Consider the following 18301-nt stretch of genomic DNA (forward strand, 5'->3'; position numbering starts at 1 on the left):
CCCAGAATATCAGCAATCGCGCTGGATCAGAACGTAGCGCGGAAACCCGAGAAGAAGCTGCGTCCGAGCACGTCATAGATCGCGCTGCCTGACCCGGTCGCGGCCGTGCCGAGCGGCGGATGCTTGTCGGCCAGGTTATGGATACCGACGAACCACTGGAAGCCCTTCCGGCTCGCGCTGGTCGAGCCGATCTGAACCGAGAGGCGAACGTCGTGGTAAAGAACCGACGGATAGTGCGTGATGTTGATGATGTCCGCATTCGCAGGCGGGAGGCCGTTGATGGAATACAGGTTCGTATATGCGGTAGTCAGCATCGGGCCGATATAGTGCGCACCATAGCCGAAGGTGACCTTCCCGACGGTCAGGTCGGCGTTGAATACCACTTCATCCTTCGGATCGCCGAGCTGCCCAAGAACGCGAGTCTCGAAATTGGGCTTCGTCGGATCGGTGTAGTTGCTGTTCTTGAGCTGGTGCGTGTAATAACCGCGGACGCTGAGGCGGGTATTGGCGCTGAGCGAGTGATTGTAATTCACCTGAACGTCAATGCCCCGACGCTTCAGCGAAGCGAAGTTCAGCCCTGCCTGGATCAGCGACCCGCTGATGATCTCTCCTGGCACCTCGCCGGTAGCCAGGGTATTGCCGGTGAGGTTCCGCTGGAACAGATTACAGAACTGACCGGTATCATAGCAGAGATTAACGATAGTCTGGGCACTCGCCGACGAAATCACGTTCTGCACATTGATGTCGTAGTAATCGACCGTGACATCGAAGCCCGGCAACCAACGCGGCGTGACTACCGCGCCAACCGTCAACGACTTGGAGGTTTCAGCCTTCAGCAAGGGATTGCTGCCGCTCCGGATTTCGAGCGAATAGGTAAGGCTCGTCAGGCTCTGGAAGTCAGCGTTGTTGAGTGCGGCACCAAGTGCGGCCGTGCAATTGGCCTGGCGCGACGGCGCACCCGAACCGATACGGCTGGCGTTACAGGGGTCAGCGAAACCGGGCGCAAAATCCTGGCCCAGCGGAGCGTCGGTCTCTGTGTAGTTCGGCGCACGCACCGACTTGCCGTAATTGGCCCGGAACCGGATATCGGAGACGGGCGCCCATTCGCCGCCGAAATTCCATGCCCAAACGGTGCCAGTTGCACGATTATAGTGCGAGACGCGCCCCGCACCGCTGACGCTCAGGCTCTTGAAGAAAGGCATGTCCTTGAGGATCGGCACATTCAATTCGGCGAAGCCCTCAGTCACTTCCGACTTTGGCGGATCGAAGGTCTGAAGCGAGTTCAGGAACGTCAGGCCATTCTGAATGTCCGGATCCGCCGTGAACATGGCGTTGTCCCGCCGCCATTCGCCGCCGAGCACAACCCCGATCGGGCCGCCGGGCAGGTTGAAAAAGCCGCCCGAATCGGCCGAGACGAACCCGGTGAGATCCCACTGCTCAAGGTGACCATGGTCGCCCGAGTTATTGACGATATAGTTTTTCGCGGCGGTGTTGTCGGCGCCACCGAACGGGTTGTACGGCACGCACGCCGCGATATCGGCAGCAAGCGTGGCGGCACCATCAACGTCTGCCACTGGATTAGCTGCTGAACCGCCTGCAAATTTCGACCGGCACTGAATCCCCGCGCCCGGGTTTGCGGGATCGATGCCTGCGTCGAATGCCAGCAACAGGCGCTGGACATTCACGTTACCGAGAATGTTGATCTTCTCATTGGTGCGGCCATAGTTGCCGGAAATCTCGTAGTTCAGGTGCGGCGTGATGTTACCACGGAACCCCGAGACGAAGCGAAAGGTCTCGCGCAGCGCGTCCTCGTCACGAATGCCGAGATCGGTCAGGTTGCGCGCCACCGGGAAGCGGAAGGAGCCATTGCCGATATTGGTGATGTCGGTCGCGGTCAGCGCCGTGATGCTGGTCAGGCTGGGCCTGGCGCCCGAAGCGAGGATCGCACTGGTGAGCGTCGCCCGCGCAGCAGGGCTCAGGAACGGGTTGTCCAGCCGGAAGTTGGCCCGAGAATCGGCAAACGTGACGCCGGCGCCCTGGTTGAACGCCGGACCTGAGTTAGAACCGATCGTGTGAACGCGGGCATATGACGCTTCGAAGAAATAGGTGAGAGCATCGCTGAACGTGAAATGCCCCAGCACATTGGCGGCGATGCGCTGATTGTACGGCATGATCGACAGCAGCTGATCTTCGCGATTGTTGTCGCCATTACCGCCGAGCCAGGTGCCGTTCGGCCCGGTGCTGACACGGGTGCCGGTCACCGGATTGAGACCACCCACCGAGTTGAAGATGTAATCGCAGCTATAGTTGGTGCTCGTGCCGGCACCGTTCGGAATACCGACGCCGCAGGGGGCATTCGGATTCTTCGCTTCGATGATCGGGATCAGGCCGTAGCGGGCGATGGTCGAGGAGCGGACGTCGTGCGAGAATACGGTATCGGGAATACCGTCACTGCCACTGGCGTCGGTGTCTCGGGTGGTGAAATTGTCGACCGTTCGCAACCAGGGAACGTTTGAACCAAAGAGGCGGTCCTGCAGGGTATACTCAAAGGCTGCAGCGATGTTGCCACGCCCGTCAGCGAAGTTCTTGCCTGCGATGGCCGAGATGTAGCGATTGCCGCCTTCACCATATTGCGGAATGGTATCGCCACCACGAACCTGCAGGCCGTCGAAATGATCCTTCATTACGAAGTTGACGACGCCGGCGATGGCGTCCGAACCATAAACCGCCGAGTTGCCGCCAGTGACGATGTCGACGCGATCGACCAGGTCCGTGGGGATAGTGTTGATGTCAACCGATGAGGCGGTGTTCTGAATATCAGAAGGCACATGGCGGCGGCCATTGACCAGCACCAGAGTGCGCGAGACACCCAGGCCGCGCAGATCGAGCAGGTTGAGGCCGGCGATGCCGATGCCAAGGCCCGGATTCTGCTGCGCGAAGGTGCTGCGCAGTTGCGGCAGGTTGTTCAGCACCTCACCGACATTCGGGTTTGCCTGAGCGTAGATGTCGTCGCCCTTGATCGTGGCGATCGGCACGGTCGATTCGAGGTCGGGCCGGCGAATGCGCGAGCCAGTGACGAGGATCTCGTTGTCGGCCGCATCCTTGGATGCAGTGTCAGCTGCGGCGGGCGGGGCGGCCTGGTCCTGCGCATAGGCAGGAGCCGCTGCCAGCAGGATCGACATTGGTGCCACGGTGGCGAGCAAACTCATCTTCCGCGCAAAAAGGCTGTTGTGAATCACGAATTTTTCCCTCGCTTGGCCCTGCTGCCCGTATGTTCACGATCCGGCAGGGTAATTGCCAAGCCCCCGTCAACCGCACGCAATACGGCCCCAGAGACATGGTCAATTGATGGGACAAGCGGTCAGCTACTGTAAAGGTCCCATTCAGATTCGATCCGCACCTTTCAGGTCGCGTGTATCCCAAATGACACAGGCGCGACATGTCGGTGCAGTTGAGCGCCATTTATACGTAACTTTATTGCAAGCGCGAATGCGCCACTTGCTATTGCGCGACGGGCATCGGCCCCGCGACGAGCAGCGGATCGATGCGGGAATCGCGCCACTTCATGCTCCAGTGGAGATGCGGACCCGTCGCGCGCCCGGTCATGCCGACGAGTCCGACCGGCTGGCCGCGCTGCACCCGCTCACCGACATGGACCGTGATCTTCGAGAGGTGAAGAAAGGCGCTGTTGAGCCCCATGCCATGGTCGATCATCAGCAGATTGCCCTCCAGCGTGAAGGGATGATCCGCCGCGAGGATGACGACGCCGTCGGCAGGGGCGAGCGCGACAGTACCGGTCGGCCGGGCGATATCGATGCCTGAATGATAGGAGCCCGCCTCACCATTTTTGTAGATCCGCTGCGAGCCGAACAAAGTCGAGATGCGGCCGAGCACCGGCCACATAAAGGGCTGGCGCCAGCCGTCCGATACTACCGGGGTATGCCGAGCGGCGTTGATCTGCGCGAGCTCGGCCGGGCGCAGCTTTTCGAATTCGGGCTGCGGCACCGGGAACTTCGGTAGGCTATCGAGCCGCGAAATATCCCAGGCGCGCGGCGCGACCGTCAGCACATCGCGCAGGGTGCCGCCGTCTTCGAGCGTTGCGACCAGCGTCGCGGTCGGACCGGCATCGCGATCGAACGCGATCAGGAAGCGGCCGTCGGGCGCGACTGGCACCGTTGCACCGTCAAAGGTGAGCAGGCTGGTGCGGGCGGGTGCAGTGCCGATCACCAGGCCTCCCTGGATCATGCTGCCAGAATAGCTGAAGGCCGTGCGGGACAGCTGAGGCATTGGAACCGGCGCCGACGGGGGTGCGGGCGTTGCCACAGGGACAGGTGGCTGAGCGGGCTGGAGAGCGTGAGGAGGCTCGGCCGCCGCAGTGCAGCTTCCCAGGATCAGTAGCGCGACACTTCCCCCAACCCAGCGCCGCCCCTTCTTCATTGCGGCGCGAGTGCCCGTGTCGCGAGTTCGGGAGTGGCATAGGGCTCCTGCCGCGAAACGCTCCAGTAGCGCAGATCCTCAAGCGTGATGCGCGCGCCAGATACGGCGCAGACGACATGGTCGCCGGTCGCGAGCACGCGAAAGCCATTGGCCATATAATGGAGGCGCGCAGGCCGATCGGTATTCGACATCAACATGGAACTCTACTCACAACAGGCTCGGCTGGTCCGGGCTGGCCTTCTCATATGCCTTGCTGCCCGCGCGCTCAACCCGTGCATCGACAGACCCGTCCCGGAAGTGAAGCGTAAGGGCGCCCGCCCCGCGTGCCGCGGCTGCCGAACCCGCGACGTCACCCGAGGTCCGCGCCGTCACATAGGCATAGCCGCGCTCCAGCACGCTCTTGTGGCTGAGCGATTCGATCAGCCGCCAGGTTTGTTCGAGCCGGCCTTTCGACGCGGCGAGCTGGCGATCGAGCACTGAGATCCTGAGCGCTCCGGCCGACCGGTCGAGCACGCCCCGCGCCAGCGTCACACGGCGTTCCAGCCCGCGATCGAGCCGGGCGCCTAAATCGTCGGCACGCTGCCGTTGCGGACCGAGCAAGGCATCGCGGCGCGGGATCACGCGGACGAGAGCGTCGAGACGCTCGCGGGCGCGCTCATGATAGCGACGCGCGCAACGCTCGGTGCGTTGACCGAAGCTGTCGAGCGTTAGCCGCAAATCGGCGAGCACCGGCACCGCCATCTCGGCCGCCGCGGTGGGCGTCGGCGCACGCAGGTCCGCGGCGAAATCGGCGAGCGTGGTGTCGGTCTCGTGCCCGACCGCGGAAATCAACGGGATCGAGCAGCCGGCGATCGCGCGGACCACGGCTTCCTCATTGAATGCCCAGAGATCCTCGATCGAGCCGCCGCCACGCGCGACGATGATGAGATCAGGTCGTGGAACCGGTCCGCCCGGCGCGATCGCGTCAAAGCCCCGGACCGCCGCCGCGATCTCGGCCGCCGCCCCATCGCCCTGGACCTTGACCGGCCAGACGATGACACGGGTGGGGCAACGATCCTCAAGCCGGTGAAGGATATCGCGGATCACCGCGCCGGTGGGCGAGGTGACGACGCCAATCACCAGCGGGAGATAAGGAAGCACCTTCTTTGCGCGAACGTCGAACAGGCCCTCGGCTGCGAGCTTCACCTTCAGCTTCTCGAGCAGCGCCATCAGCGCGCCCTCGCCGGCCAGCTCCATGCGCTCGATGATGATCTGGTATTTTGAGCGGCCCGGATAGGTGGTGATCCGCCCGGTCGCGATGACCTCGACGCCATCCTGCGGCTGGAAGGCGAGCCCGGAGACCTGGCCCTTCCAGATCACGCCGTCGATCACCGCGCTCTCATCCTTGAGGCTCAGATAGGCATGGCCGGAGGCGACGCGCTTGTAACCCGATATCTCGCCGCGCAGCCGGACATGGCCGAACTCGCCCTCGACCACGCGCTTGAGCTTCAGCGCCAGTTCGCCGACGCTGACCGGTGCGGCGTTGTCGCCGGCGACCGGCTCGGCTACGAGCCGCGCAGCCCGTTCCTGGGTGCTGTCGGAGAATGGGTCGGCCATGAATGTCCTGCTGATCGGATCCGGTGGTCGCGAACATGCGCTGGCGTGGCGCCTCGCGCAATCGCCGCGGCTCACGAAATTATATGCAGCGCCGGGCAATCCCGGCATCGCGAACCATGCCGAGCTCGTGCCGATCGACCCCGCCGATCACCGCGCAGTGATCGATTTCTGCCATCGCCACTCGATCGGCCTGGTGGTGATCGGGCCCGAAGCGCCTCTGGTCGATGGGCTTGCCGACAATATCCGGATGATGGGTATCGCCGTGTTCGGGCCGAACAAGGCCGCGGCGCAGCTCGAAGGCTCGAAGGGCTTCACCAAGGATCTGTGCGCGCGCGCGAACATCCCGACCGCCGGCTATGCCCGGGTCACCTCGCTCGACGGTGCGCTGGCCACGCTTGGCGATTTCGGGCTCCCGGTGGTGGTGAAAGCTGACGGTCTCGCTGCGGGCAAGGGCGTGACGGTGGCGACAACGCGTGCCGAGGCTGAAGCGGCAATCGCCGACCTGTTCACCGTGCGCGATGCCGAAGCGGTGATCGAGGAATTTCTCGAGGGGGAAGAGGTCAGCCTCTTCGTCCTGACGGACGGCGAGGCGGTGCTGCCGTTCGGATCGGCGCAGGACCATAAGCGCGTCGGCGAGGGCGATACCGGCCCCAATACCGGCGGCATGGGCGCGTACAGCCCTGCGCCGGTGCTGACGCCGGCGCTCGAAGCCCGGGCGATGGGCGAGATCATCCTGCCCACCGTCGCGGCAATGAAGGCCGCCGGCATACCTTTTTCAGGCGTACTCTTCGCCGGGCTGATGCTGACGGACACTGGCCCCAAGCTGATCGAATATAATGCGCGCTTCGGCGACCCGGAGTGCCAGGTGCTGATGATGCGGCTCGAAGAGGATTTGCTCCAGCTGCTTCTCGCCGTCGCCGAGGGCAAGCTCGCCGACCATCCCGCGACGCTCTTCTCGACCGACACCGCGCTCACCGTGGTGATGGCCGCCAAAGGGTATCCCGGCATGCCTGAGACGGGCGGCGCAATCGCCGGAATCGACAAGGCAGAAGCGCACGGCGCGGTGGTCTTCCAGGCTGGCACGCGCCGCGATGAGAACAGCCTTGTCGCATCGGGCGGGCGCGTGCTCGCCGTCAGCGCGACCGGGAACGATGTCGCCGCTGCTCAAGCCGGCGCCTATCGTGGCATCGATGCGATCGATTTCCCATCCGGCTTCTGCCGTCGCGATATCGGCTGGCGCGAAATAGCGCGCAGCGGGAATTCGGCGAGCTGAGCCGCCTCACCGGCGTAACAGCGCGGTAGCCATGGTCTTTACTGGTGCCCCTGCGGTAAGGCGGGTTGGCAACTCCACGGAAGCGATCACATGGAAAACACGCTCATTCTCGGCCTGCTCGCGCTGTTCGCAATTGTCGTCGTGTTCGGCATCCTTTGGGGTGCTTCGCTCAAGCGCCAGCGCGTCGCGGGCGAAAAGCAATTGGTGGCGAATCGCGAAGCCGCGGAAAAAGGCGCCCCGGGATCCACCACAGCCCCCGCCGCTCCGCCGCCGCCCGATGCCCGGTCGCCACTCGCTGACGAGCCGATAGCCGCTGCCGCACCTTTCGATGCCAGCCCCGCAGCGCTCGCCGTCGACCTTCCGCCCGAACCTGTCGCCGAACCTGAAGCTCCGTCGGCACCGGCGACCATAGAGATCACTCAACTGAAGGGTCTTGGTCCAAAGCTCGCCGCAACGCTCGCTGAACTCGGCTTTACCCGAGTCGACCAGATCGCCGCGCTTACGCCCACCGAGGCTGAGAATCTCGACGCCAGGCTCGGCGCCTTCAAGGGACGGATGACGCGCGACCGCTGGATCGAACAGGCAAAATTGCTGAACGCTGGCGACAAGGCCGGATATGAGGCGGCATTCGGCAAGCTCGGCAATTAGGGCTCATTCCCGCTTCGCCGCGCGCCTGACCAGCAGCTTGTCGATTCGGCGCCCATCGAGATCGACAACCTCGAACTTCCAGCCCTGCTCGACAAAGCTCTCGCCCTCGCCGGGTAAATGTCGGAACACCGCAAGCGCCAACCCGGCGACCGTCGCATAGTCGCGGTCCTCTGGCAGATCGATGCCGAGCCGTTCGGCGAGCGCATCCACCGCCGTCTGGCCGGCGACCAGCAACGAACCATCGTCTCGCTCGACCACGGACGGCGCCTCGTCCGGATCAGTATCGGAAGCGAACTCGCCGGCGATCGCGGCAAGCAGATCAGCCGGGGTCACGATTCCTTCGAAATGGCCATATTCATCATGGATCAGCGCCATCGGCACCTCGGCCTGGCGGAGCGCATCGAGCGCGTCCATCGCGTCGATCTGGTCGAGCACGACCGGCGCCTGGCGCATCAGCACCCGAAGATCAAGCGGCTCGCCCTTGAACAGGGCGATCACGATGTCACGTGCCTGGACGACGCCGATCACCGTGTCGACTGAGCCTTCGGTAACCGGCAACCGGCTGTGCGACGCAGCAACCAGCGCTGCGCGAATGCCGGCATCGTCGAGGGTCGCATCGATCCATTCAATATCGGTGCGCGGCGTCATCACCTCGCGCACCGGCCGATCGGCGAGGCGGACGACGCCTGAAATGATCGACCGCTCATGCTCCTCGATCACACCCGATTTCGACGCCTCGGCGACGATCAGGTGGAGTTCTTCCGCCGTGACATGATCTTCGGTTTCCCGTTTCAGCCGCATGAGGCGAAACAGCAGCCCGCTCGACGAATCGAGCAGCCAGACGATCGGCGCGGTCGCCCAGGCGAGCCCCTGCACCGGCCCGGCCATGATCGCCGCGATCGGCTCGGGCGCACGGAGCGCGATCTGCTTGGGTACCAGCTCGCCGACGACCAGCGAGGCATAGGTGGTGATGGCGATAACGATGCCGAAGCCGATCGTCTGGGTGGTTTCGCTGGACAGCCCGAGAAAGGCGAGCCGCGCCGCGACGGGGCCGCCCAGGCTAGCGCCCGAATAGGCGCCCGCCAGGATGCCGATCAGCGTGATGCCGATCTGCGTGGTGGAGAGGATCTTGCCGGGATCGGCCGCCAGCGCGAGCGCGGTACGCGCGCCTCGCTTCTTCGCCCGTGCCATCGCCTCGAGCCGCGCCTTGCGCGACGAGACGATCGCGAGTTCGGACATCGCGAACACGCCGTTCAAGACGATCAGCGCGAAGATGATCGCGACGTCGATCCAGGGGAAGGGGGGAAGCGGTGCCATGGCGCTCATATTTCCTTGGCGTGTTTCGCGCCGCTTCACAACCGCGCGATGATCGTTCGCGATTACAGCGTTGCGAATCGGATGCCGAAGACGTCAGCGCCGCGCGGCGAAGAAGTCCCTCAGCAGGGCGCCGGCCTCACCCTCGCCGATCCCTGGATAGACTTCCGGCCGGTGGTGCACCGTCGGTTGCGCGAACAGCCTTGGCCCATGCTCGACCGCCCCGCCCTTGGGATCGCTCGCACCATAATAGAGCCGGGCAATCCGGGCATGAGCGATCGCGCCGGCGCACATCGCACAGGGCTCCAGCGTCACCCAGAGATCGCAGTCGGATAGCCGATCATCACCGATCGCTTCGGCGGCGGCGCGAATCGCGAGCATCTCGGCGTGCGCGGTGGGATCATGGAGGGTACGCGGCGCATTGGCGGCAACCGCGAGAATCCTGCCGTCAAGGACGACAGCCGCCCCGACCKGCACTTCGCCGGCCGCGGCGGCTTGGGCGGCGGCGTCGAGCGCGGCGCGCATCGGGGCAGGGATCGGAAACACAGCCCCTATTGCCGCAGCAACGCCGCCCGAGCCAGCCCGGACGGCGTCCTCATGCCTGCCGGCTTCGCTTAGTGTTTATTTAGCGGCGGTGGTGTTGGCGGTCGCCTCACCGGGCTTCGTCATCGTGACAGTTGGCACGGTGATCGTTTTCTCGGTGGTAGTGACGGTCGGTACGTTGATCGTCTTGTTCTCGGTGCCCATCGTCACTGTCGCGAGATTCGCGTTGACCGTGGGCGCCGAACCGCCGTTCAAGCTGACGCTCGGCAGCGAGCCTGGCGTGGTCTTGAGAGTCATCAGGCCGAGCGACAGCATCACAGCTACGACGACGGCGGCGAGGCCAATCAGGGCGAGCAAGAAGCGCATGGGCATTCTCCTGGATTTCGATGCGTAAATCGAATCGTTACCGTAATTAACGCTACTTCACCCGGTAGGTTGCATCGGTAAAGGCTGAATCGGTTGACGCCCTGTCCCGATCCGGCTATCCGCGCCGCCTTTACAGGGCTGTTGCAGCCCTTTGGCCGAACCTCAGGATACGACTTATGTCGCGGATTTGCGAACTGACCGGCAAGGGCCGGCTGGTTGGGAACAACGTCTCCCATGCCAACAACAAGACCAAGCGCACCTTTCTGCCGAATCTGCAGAATGTCACTTTGATGTCGGAAGCGCTCGGCACCAGCGTCAAGCTGCGCGTCTCGACTCACGGGCTCCGCTCGGTCGAGCATGTCGGCGGGCTGGACAATTGGCTGGTCAAGACCACTGACGACAAGCTCTCGCTTCGTGCACGTCGCCTCAAGCGCGACGTTCGCAAGAAGCTCGGCGCTGCGTCGGTCGCCGCTTAACCCTTTCGGTTTTCCCGAACTGATTGCCGGCCTGCTTCTCCAACGGGGAAGCGGGCCGGTGTCGTTTCAGCGGCGCACAGGTCGGGGAGCGGCAGGTGGGGGATCGGGCTCGAGCCTGAACTTCAGCAACAGGCTGCGCTGCAAAAACATCTGATTATCGTCTGAAACGATCCAAACGATCGTTGCACTGCCCTCGCGCGTAACGGCAAGCCCCTCGAAATTGTCATGGATCAGCGGCGTGGCCAGAGTCGCGACCTCGCGCCCGTGCACCATTGCGCCCGGCCGAATCGCGGCCGGATCGACCACCACCAGCTTGGCCGCGAATTCGAATGGCAGCCTGAAGCGCCGGGTGAGGACGAGCAGTCTTCCGTCAGGCAGCAATGCCGCATCGCTCGGGTTGAATCCGGGCGGCGGCAGAAAGCTGAAGGTGAATCCGGCGCGCGGATGCACCGTCGGATCGCCCGTAAAGCGAATCGCCGCCCTGCCCTTGCCGTGCGGCCACGGATCGGTCTCGCAGATCACGATGAAGCCGCCATCCTTCAGCCGCACCATCGATTCGACGCCGCCATTGGGAGGCCAGCCCGCCATCACCTTCGGCGCGGAGTGCGCCTCGCTACGCGACAGGCCGGGCGTGAAGCGCCAGATCTCGTTCGCGCGCTCGAATCCAAGCCAGGTCTGACCCGTAGCCGGATCCACCGTCATCGATTCGCTGTCCCGGTCCTCTTTTTCCCATCCCGTGCCCGGCCCCGCCGGCAGGTCGCCAAAACTGCGTTCGCTCAGCCGGCCGCGCGAATCCATCCGGAAGCGGACGATATTGCCGCCGTCACTCAGCAGCGTGAAGCGATCGCCGGACACCTGCATCGAGGAAAAGCCGCCGAACGCGGTCGCCCTGCCGATGAGCTGCACCCCGCCCAGCCAGGTGAGCTGGCCGACCCGGCGCAGACCGGGATTCGCCGGGTCGAGCATAACGCGACGTGCCTCGAACACCGGCTCGTCGGCAAGCAACGGCAATTGGGACGGCCCCATCCAAGCCGGTATCAGGAACAGCAGGAGCAGGACCGAATAGAGGATGCGCATCGCCCGGCCCTGATCGACGCGAGGGCCTCGCGCAACCGCGATGTTCCTGAACGCACGCTAACGACTCCATTCAGGACGCGCTCAAACCGGCAGGGGCATAAGCGACTCAACGACCCGGAAAGGAGAATGATCATGTTCAGGAAGCTCAGCCTCGCAGCCGCAACCCTCGCCGTGGGCGCCTCCGCCCTGATCCCCGCCACGCCCGCCGCGGCGCAGCGCTATGAGCGCCATTACCAGGATCAGCGCTATAGCGACTATGATCGCGGCTATTATCAGGATCGCGGGTATCGCGACTATCGCCGCGACTATCGCGATAACCGCCGCAACTATCGCAACCGCTGCAACAACGACGCCGGCACGATCATCGGCGCGATCGCAGGCGGCCTGCTCGGCAACGGCATCGCCGGGCGCGGCGACCGTACCCTCGGCACTGTGCTTGGCGCCGGTGCCGGCGCACTCGCCGGCCGCGCGATCGATCGCTCGGACGATCCACGCTACTGCCGCCGCTAACGAATTCCCTCGCGTAGCGTATCGAGGGAGAGGGCCGGTTCCGCATTAGCGGGGCCGGCCCTCGATTTTTTGGGGTTTGAGCGCAGACTACAGAAGCGCCGACGGCAAAGCCGCCGTCGGTCGGGTTGGGCGATGCCCACCCGCCGGCCGTGCCGGGCGCTGCGCTTCGCGCATCGGCGGCACGCAGTGCCGCCTGCGCCCGTCAGTACATATGCTGCCCGCCATTGATCGACAGCGTCGACCCAGTCACGAACCCGCCCTCCTCCGAGCACAGGAACGCAACCCCGCGCGCGATCTCGTGCGCCTGGCCGAGCCGCCCGACGGGGATCTTCGCGACGATCTTCTCGAGCACGTCAGCCGGCACTGCAGCGACCATGTCGGTATCGATATAGCCCGGTGCGATTGCATTGACCGTCACGCCAGCGCGCGCGCCTTCCTGCGCCAGCGCCTTGGTGAAGCCGTGAATGCCCGATTTCGCGGCCGCATAGTTGACCTGGCCATATTGTCCGGCCTGGCCGTTGATCGACCCGATATTGACGATCCGCCCCCATTTGCGCTCGCGCATGCCCGGGAACACTGCCTTGGCCATGTTGAAGCAGCCGCCGAGATTGGTGTCCATGACCTCCTTCCACATCGCATAGGTCATCTTCAGGATGGTGCCGTCCCGGGTGATGCCGGCATTGTTGACGACGACATCGACTGGCCCGAGCTCCTCGGCGACCAGCGCACAGCCCGCCTGGCACGCGTCAAAATCGCCGACATCCCACTTATAGGCCTTGATGCCGGTCCGCGCCGTGAACTCCGCCGCCTTCTTGTCATCGCCAGCATAGGTCGCGGCGACCGTCATGCCCATTTCCTTGAGCGCAAGGCTGATCGCCTCACCAATCCCGCGGGTGCCCCCGGTAACGATCGCAACACGTGCCATGGCTCTCTCCTCGCCTTCTTGGTGGCCAAGGCTAGGGGGTGACGTTCCAGCCTTCAAGCTCTCGCGCGATCAATAATCGCAACATATCGACGCCAGGCGCGCTGTCGTTGAGGCAGGGCAGATAGGCGAACTGCGTGCCGCCCGCCGCGACAAAGCTCTCCCGGCCGCGAATCGCCAGCTCTTCGAGCGTTTCGAGGCAGTCCGCCGAAAAGCCCGGCGCGACGATCGCGACCCGCTTCACGCCCTTGCCGGGCAGCGCTTCCAGGACCTTGTCCGTGGCCGGCTCAAGCCATTTCGCGCGCCCGAAGCGCGACTGGAAGGCGACCAGTAACTCGCGGCCCATCGCCTCGGACAACAGCCGCGCAGTCTTGCGGCATTGGCAATGATAGGGATCACCGAGCTCGAGCGTTCGTTGCGGCATGCCGTGAAAGCTGGCGACAATCGCCTCAGGCTCGAAATCGAGCGCCGCGAGCGATGCTTCGACCGAAGCCTTCAGCGCGCCGATATAGGCCGCGTCATCATGATAGGGCGGCAAGGTCCGGATCGCCGGCTGCCAGCGCATCCCTGCAAGCACCTCGAACGCCTTGTCGTTTGCGGTCGCCGTCGTCGCGCCGCAATATTGCGGATAAAGCGGCGCGAGCAGGATGCGGTCGCACCCGGCCGCCTTCATGGCCGCCAGCCGCGCCGCGATCGAGGGATTGCCGTAGCGCATTGCCCAATCAATCAGCACGCCGGGCCCGAACGCGTCTTTCAGCGCCTCGGCCTGCAACCGCGTGATCGCCGCAAGCGGCGAACCATCTTCACGCCAGACCTGTTGATACGCATGCGCGGATTTCTTCGGCCGCGTGGTGAGGATGATGCCACGCAGGATCGGCTGCCAGACGATCTGCGGGATCTCCACAACCCGCCGGTCCGACAGGAATTCGGCGAGATACCGCTTCACCGCGGGCGCATCCGGTGCGTCGGGGGTGCCGAGATTGATCAGCAGCACCCCGAGCTTGCGCGCCGGAATGGCGGGATGGTCTTCGGGCGGGGTCATTCGTCCCCGTGCAACAGCGGCAGGTTGCGGATCCGGTAACCGGTCGAGGCCTGGAGCGCGTTGGCGATCGCCGGGCCGATCGCCGGCACGCCGAGCTCGCCAACGCCGCCGGGATCCGCCTCGCTGCGGATCAACTCCACGGTGATATCCGGGGTATCGGACAGCCTTGGCAGATCGAGATCGCCGAGCGTACGCGCGTCAGCCAGATTCTCGGTGAAGCTGGTCGAGCCGCCCAGCGCCGCTGCCATGCCGAAGATCAGCCCGCCCTCGATCTGCTGGCGCACCACATCGGGATTGATCTGGCGCCCGCAATCGACCGCCGCGACGATCCGGTCGACCACCGCGCTCTGATCGTCGCCGATATGCGCTTCGGCCAGCACCGCGATATTGCTGCCGCGAAACTTGTGGCAAGCGATGCCCTGGGCACTGCCCTGCACGCCGCCTTCCCAACCGCCGAGCGAGGCAGCGGTCGACAGGCAGCGCGCAAGCCGCGCATCGCCGCCAAGCATGCCGATCCGGAACGACAACGGCTCGGTCCCGGCGACATGCGCGAGCTCGTCGAGGAAACACTCAGTGAAAAAGGCGGTGTAGCTGTGCGCGCCCGAGCGCCAATGCCCGGTCGGCACCCCGATATCGGCGGGATGATGATCAATCGCATAAGTCGGCATGTGGTAGAAGGGCTTGGCGCCCGCGACTGCGTAACGATCACCTATCCCCGGCCCCATCCCAGGCAGCGCCAGCGCGGCACCAACCGTCTTGTCGCCGGCCATCAGCCGCCCCGCGAGTTCGTGCCCGGTCCTCGGCGCAGCGATCTTGGCAAGCCAGCCCAATATCTGCCCGTTCGGCCCGAGCCGCGCCGACATCCGCGCCGCGGCCGGCGGACGATAGCGATCATGGAGCATATCCTCGCTCCGCGACCAGACGAGCTGGACCGGCCGCTTGAGCGATTGCGCGAGGATCGCCGCCTGTTCCGCCGCCTGATGTTCGAGATTGGCGCCGAACGATCCACCGATCAGCATTGGGTGGATGATCACCCTGCTCTCGCTGATGCCGATCGCAGCCGCCGCGGCTGACCGGGCAAGCCCGGGCGCCTGGGTCGGCAGCCACATTTCGAGCTGACCGTCCCTGAAATCCGCGGTCGCCGTCATCGTCTCGATCGCGGCATGGACGCCGAGCCCGGCGCGATATTCGGCGGTGACCAGCCGCGCGCCCTTGAACGCCGCCGCCAGATCGCCCTCGCGCGCCATACGTTCGCCCGGCCCGTCGAGCGCGGCGGTCAGCGCAGCGTCGATGCTCGACGAGCTGATGATCGCCCCCTTGGTCTCGAAGGTCGGATTGAGCGCGGTCAGGCCCTGGTTCGCCGCCCACCAGTTATTGCCGATCGCAGCAGCCCAGCGATCATTGATGACCACCGACAAGAGCCCTCGCACCCGATCGGCTGCAGCGCGATCGGCGGCGATCAGCCGCGAATCGCCGACCGGCCCCTGGCGGATTGCGGCGAACACCATGTCAGGCAGGCGGACATCGCCGGCAAAATTGGCCGAGCCATCGACCTTTGACGGCACATCGAGCCGGGGCAGCGACTGGCCATAGAGCCGATTCGCATCGCCGCCGCGCAGTGGCAGCGGATTGGGTAGCGATCCCCCGACCGCCTCGGCGGCGAGCTCACCGAAGCGGAGCTTGTCGCCGCCATGGACGACGAACCCGCCGGCGGTGCCGCACGCGCGCCAATCGACCTTCCACCGCGCCGCCGCCGCCTTGCACAGGAGCACCCGCGCCGCCGCGCCGGCCTGGCGAAGATCATTCTCGAACGCGCGGACTGAGGTGGAGCCGCCGGTCAGCTCGAGCGCGGTTCGCGAGGCGTGGCTCGATCGAAGCGCCTCCGGCAGTGCATCGAACACCCCCTCGAACAGCACATCGGCCGCCATCGGATTGGCATAAAGCGGGTTGAGCGGCGCCGGCTCCACCGCCACCGTGCGCCAGTCGGCGCCAAGCTCGTCGGCGACGATCTGCGGCAATGTCGTATAGACGCCCTGGCCATGTTCGGCTTGCGGCACTGCGACCGTCACATGGCCATCGGCCCCGATCTTGAGCCAGGCGCCATAGATCGTCTCGCCCTTCGCCGCTGTCAGGTTCGGCGCATAATGGCGCGGCCAGATGCCCCATGCGACCAGCAACCCGACGCCAACGCCGCCGCCGATCAGCAGCCGCCGCCGGTCGATATTTCCGAGCATGTCCCGCGCCGCCATCGGGCTGCTGTATCGTGCGGTGGCGAGCGGTGGAAGGGGCTCGGACAATCGCTCGGCCTGATCTGCTTTTCCTCTCCCACAGGAGAGGAAAAAGTCGCGAGCCGCATATCGATGGCCTTGGGAGGCGTCCTACCCCGCCGCCTCGGCCTCCGCGATCGCACGGTATTTCGCACGCAGGCTCACCTTGTCGATCTTCTCCGTCCCCAGCCGCGGCAATGGGTCTTCGGAGGTCCAGATCCGCTGCGGCACCTTGAACGCGGCGATATGCGCATAAAGAAAAGCGCAAAGCTGTTCGGAGGTAAGCGCGGCGCCGGGCCGATATTTCACCACTGCGCCCGGCACCTCGCCGAGCCGCTCATCGGGCAGCCCGAACACGGCGACCTCGGCGACCGCCGGATTCTCGTAGATCGCCGCCTCGACCTCCTGGCACGAGATATTCTCGCCGCCGCGGATGATGATGTCCTTCTTGCGATCGACGATGAACAGATACCCGTCCTCGTCGAGATAGCCGATATCGCCGGTCAGGAAATAGCGGTCGGCAGTGAAGGCGGCGGCGGTCGCTTCGGGCCGGTTCCAATATTCCTTGAAATTGCACACCGACCTGATCGCGATCTCGCCCCGCGCCCCTTGCGTGACCGGGCGGCCATTGCCGTCGAGGATGGCGAGATCGACCAGAGGCGCCGATGCGCGGCCGGTCGAATTGGGCTTGGCGAGATAATTGTCGCGCCAGTTGCCGCAGCCGACGCCATTGGTTTCGGTCAACCCGTATCCGAGCAACGGCGCGCCGCCCATCTCCTCCTTGATCCGCCGGACATGCTCGACCGGGCGCGGCGCGCCGCCGGCCGCAAAATCGGTAACAGTCGAGAGATTATATTTCGCGCGATTGGGGTGCGTGAGGATCTCGAAGCTCATCAACGGCACACCGACGAAATAGCTGATCGCCTCGGCCTCGATCAGCCGCATCGCCTCTTCGGCATCCCATTTTTGCATCAGCACGAGCTTGCGGCCCATCGCAAAGCTCTGCAGGAAAACCGGGACCTCGGCGGTGACATGGAACAGCGGCACGTTGAGCAAAGTCGCCGGCTGTCCCTCGAGCGCTTTGCCGTCGGCCGTGGCGATGCCGAGCATCACCAGCGCCTGGGTCAGATAATTGAACACCCCCTGCAGCACGGCGCGGTGATCGCTGAGCGCGCCCTTGGACTGGCCGGTCGAGCCCGAGGTGAACAAGATCGTCGCTGAATCGTCGCCGGTCAGCACAGGCAGCGGGACCCGTGGCCAGCTATGCGTCACTGAGGCCATCGCCTTGGCGAGCGGCAGGAGATCGTCGATCTCGAACACGGGAATCGTCAGTCCCTCGATCGCACCAAGCCGCTTGGTGCGCGAGGGATCGGCGAACACGAGCGTACAGCCGACATCGTTGATCGCCTCAGCCAGCTCCTCCGATTGCCACCAGCCATTGAGCAGGCAGGCGATCCCGCCGGCCATCAGGATCCCCATATAAAGCGCGATCCAGGAGGGTGAATTGCGCATCGCGATGCCGACCCGCTCGCCCTTCACCAGCCCTTCGCCGACCAGGCTGCGCGCCACCTTCTCCGCCTCGGCATAGACCTCGGCAAAGGTCAGCCGCTCTTCGCCCGCAACGAGGAAGGTCTTGTCCTTATGCTCGGCGGCATAATGCGCGAAATAGGCCGGCAGCGCCGGCGGGACGGTGGTGATCAGCGGCAGTTCGACGCCGTTCAGCGTGATCGTGCCGAGCGGCAAAGGCCCGCCCTCGCCAGTGAACATGGCCAGCCCCTCGTCCATCCGCCGGTCAAGTTCGGTGCGCATCGCGTCTCCCCTTGGTCTTGT

At 64.8% G+C, this 18301-nt stretch carries 16 protein-coding genes; 4 read left to right on the forward strand and 12 right to left on the reverse strand.

What is annotated here, in order from left to right; all coding sequences use genetic code 11:
* Nucleotides 1-26 precede the first annotated feature (26 nt).
* From AC1DVS_RS00870 to xseA, 4 genes are all read right to left on the reverse strand, one after another.
* Entirely contained in the window at nt 27-3209 is a 3183-nt protein-coding gene (locus tag AC1DVS_RS00870) for a TonB-dependent receptor domain-containing protein (RefSeq protein WP_478019413.1), read from the reverse strand.
* Between the two features lie 292 nt (nt 3210-3501).
* Nucleotides 3502-4287, reverse strand: coding sequence for a M23 family metallopeptidase (locus AC1DVS_RS00875; RefSeq protein ID WP_478019415.1), 786 nt, complete (start codon nt 4285-4287; stop codon nt 3502-3504).
* Between the two features lie 146 nt (nt 4288-4433).
* Nucleotides 4434-4634 carry a DUF2093 domain-containing protein gene (locus tag AC1DVS_RS00880; protein ID WP_478019416.1) on the reverse strand — a complete coding sequence of 67 codons (201 nt, stop codon included), beginning with the start codon at nt 4632-4634 and terminating at the stop codon, nt 4434-4436.
* A gap of 10 nt (nt 4635-4644) precedes the next feature.
* Nucleotides 4645-6033 carry an exodeoxyribonuclease VII large subunit gene (xseA, locus tag AC1DVS_RS00885; protein WP_478019418.1) on the reverse strand — a complete coding sequence of 463 codons (1389 nt, stop codon included), beginning with the start codon at nt 6031-6033 and terminating at the stop codon, nt 4645-4647.
* Here xseA and purD point away from each other — a divergent pair.
* Nucleotides 6032-7306 (forward strand): phosphoribosylamine--glycine ligase, encoded by a 1275-nt coding sequence (purD, locus tag AC1DVS_RS00890; RefSeq protein ID WP_478019420.1) that lies wholly within the window; start codon nt 6032-6034, stop codon nt 7304-7306. The two genes, xseA and purD, sit on opposite strands and share 2 nt — an antisense overlap.
* 90 nt (nt 7307-7396) lie before the next feature.
* Complete coding sequence (locus AC1DVS_RS00895) at nt 7397-7954, forward strand: helix-hairpin-helix domain-containing protein (protein ID WP_478019422.1); 558 nt, start codon at nt 7397-7399, stop codon at nt 7952-7954.
* Nucleotides 7955-7957: 3 nt separating this feature from the next.
* On the opposite strand, the gene AC1DVS_RS00900 is transcribed toward AC1DVS_RS00895, so the two are convergent.
* The 3 genes from AC1DVS_RS00900 to AC1DVS_RS00910 form a co-directional block, all read right to left on the reverse strand.
* Entirely contained in the window at nt 7958-9271 is a 1314-nt protein-coding gene (locus AC1DVS_RS00900) for a hemolysin family protein (RefSeq protein ID WP_478019424.1), read from the reverse strand.
* 93 nt (nt 9272-9364) lie between these two features.
* Nucleotides 9365-9793, reverse strand: a complete 429-nt coding sequence (locus AC1DVS_RS00905; protein ID WP_478019425.1) for a nucleoside deaminase — start codon at nt 9791-9793, stop codon at nt 9365-9367.
* A 96-nt stretch (nt 9794-9889) separates the two neighbouring features.
* Nucleotides 9890-10177: a hypothetical protein gene (locus AC1DVS_RS00910; RefSeq protein ID WP_478019427.1), complete on the reverse strand. Its 288-nt coding sequence runs from the start codon at nt 10175-10177 to the stop codon at nt 9890-9892.
* A 176-nt stretch (nt 10178-10353) separates the two neighbouring features.
* On the opposite strand from AC1DVS_RS00910, the gene rpmB reads away from it, so the two are divergent.
* Complete coding sequence (gene rpmB / locus AC1DVS_RS00915) at nt 10354-10653, forward strand: 50S ribosomal protein L28 (RefSeq protein WP_343891180.1); 300 nt, start codon at nt 10354-10356, stop codon at nt 10651-10653.
* Nucleotides 10654-10719: 66 nt separating this feature from the next.
* Here rpmB and AC1DVS_RS00920 read toward each other — a convergent pair whose 3' ends face one another.
* A complete protein-coding gene (locus AC1DVS_RS00920) occupies nt 10720-11730 on the reverse strand; it encodes an esterase-like activity of phytase family protein (RefSeq protein ID WP_478019429.1) in 1011 nt (336 codons plus the stop codon).
* Nucleotides 11731-11862: 132 nt separating this feature from the next.
* On the opposite strand from AC1DVS_RS00920, the gene AC1DVS_RS00925 reads away from it, so the two are divergent.
* Nucleotides 11863-12240, forward strand: a complete 378-nt coding sequence (locus tag AC1DVS_RS00925) for a glycine zipper 2TM domain-containing protein (protein ID WP_478019431.1) — start codon at nt 11863-11865, stop codon at nt 12238-12240.
* Between the two features lie 202 nt (nt 12241-12442).
* On the opposite strand, the gene phbB is transcribed toward AC1DVS_RS00925, so the two are convergent.
* The 4 genes from phbB to AC1DVS_RS00945 form a co-directional block, all read right to left on the reverse strand.
* Nucleotides 12443-13165: an acetoacetyl-CoA reductase gene (gene phbB / locus AC1DVS_RS00930; protein ID WP_478019433.1), complete on the reverse strand. Its 723-nt coding sequence runs from the start codon at nt 13163-13165 to the stop codon at nt 12443-12445.
* 31 nt (nt 13166-13196) lie between these two features.
* On the reverse strand, nt 13197-14204 hold the full coding sequence (gene hemH / locus AC1DVS_RS00935; protein ID WP_478019435.1) for a ferrochelatase: 1008 nt from the start codon (nt 14202-14204) through the stop codon (nt 13197-13199).
* A complete protein-coding gene (locus tag AC1DVS_RS00940) occupies nt 14201-16453 on the reverse strand; it encodes a xanthine dehydrogenase family protein molybdopterin-binding subunit (RefSeq protein WP_478021197.1) in 2253 nt (750 codons plus the stop codon). The genes hemH and AC1DVS_RS00940 overlap by 4 nt, the downstream gene beginning before the upstream one ends.
* A 129-nt stretch (nt 16454-16582) precedes the next feature.
* Nucleotides 16583-18280: a class I adenylate-forming enzyme family protein gene (locus tag AC1DVS_RS00945; RefSeq protein ID WP_478019437.1), complete on the reverse strand. Its 1698-nt coding sequence runs from the start codon at nt 18278-18280 to the stop codon at nt 16583-16585.
* Between the last annotated feature and the right edge of the window lie 21 nt (nt 18281-18301).

This window comes from Sphingomonas sp. P3_C5, assembly GCF_056402635.1.

What these genes read in the sequence shown, in the direction of transcription:
- AC1DVS_RS00870 (WP_478019413.1), bottom strand. Translation starts at nt 3,209, where the DNA reads ATGAGTTTGCTCGCCACCGTGGCACCAATGTCGATCCTGCTGGCAGCG.
- AC1DVS_RS00875 (WP_478019415.1), bottom strand. Translation starts at nt 4,287, where the DNA reads ATGCCTCAGCTGTCCCGCACGGCCTTCAGCTATTCTGGCAGCATGATC.
- AC1DVS_RS00880 (WP_478019416.1), bottom strand. Translation starts at nt 4,634, where the DNA reads ATGTTGATGTCGAATACCGATCGGCCTGCGCGCCTCCATTATATGGCC.
- purD (WP_478019420.1), top strand. Translation starts at nt 6,032, where the DNA reads ATGAATGTCCTGCTGATCGGATCCGGTGGTCGCGAACATGCGCTGGCG.
- xseA (WP_478019418.1), bottom strand. Translation starts at nt 6,033, where the DNA reads ATGGCCGACCCATTCTCCGACAGCACCCAGGAACGGGCTGCGCGGCTC.
- AC1DVS_RS00895 (WP_478019422.1), top strand. Translation starts at nt 7,397, where the DNA reads ATGGAAAACACGCTCATTCTCGGCCTGCTCGCGCTGTTCGCAATTGTC.
- AC1DVS_RS00900 (WP_478019424.1), bottom strand. Translation starts at nt 9,271, where the DNA reads ATGGCACCGCTTCCCCCCTTCCCCTGGATCGACGTCGCGATCATCTTC.
- AC1DVS_RS00910 (WP_478019427.1), bottom strand. Translation starts at nt 10,177, where the DNA reads ATGCGCTTCTTGCTCGCCCTGATTGGCCTCGCCGCCGTCGTCGTAGCT.
- rpmB (WP_343891180.1), top strand. Translation starts at nt 10,354, where the DNA reads ATGTCGCGGATTTGCGAACTGACCGGCAAGGGCCGGCTGGTTGGGAAC.
- AC1DVS_RS00920 (WP_478019429.1), bottom strand. Translation starts at nt 11,730, where the DNA reads ATGCGCATCCTCTATTCGGTCCTGCTCCTGCTGTTCCTGATACCGGCT.
- AC1DVS_RS00925 (WP_478019431.1), top strand. Translation starts at nt 11,863, where the DNA reads ATGTTCAGGAAGCTCAGCCTCGCAGCCGCAACCCTCGCCGTGGGCGCC.
- phbB (WP_478019433.1), bottom strand. Translation starts at nt 13,165, where the DNA reads ATGGCACGTGTTGCGATCGTTACCGGGGGCACCCGCGGGATTGGTGAG.
- hemH (WP_478019435.1), bottom strand. Translation starts at nt 14,204, where the DNA reads ATGACCCCGCCCGAAGACCATCCCGCCATTCCGGCGCGCAAGCTCGGG.
- AC1DVS_RS00940 (WP_478021197.1), bottom strand. Translation starts at nt 16,453, where the DNA reads ATGGCGGCGCGGGACATGCTCGGAAATATCGACCGGCGGCGGCTGCTG.
- AC1DVS_RS00945 (WP_478019437.1), bottom strand. Translation starts at nt 18,280, where the DNA reads ATGCGCACCGAACTTGACCGGCGGATGGACGAGGGGCTGGCCATGTTC.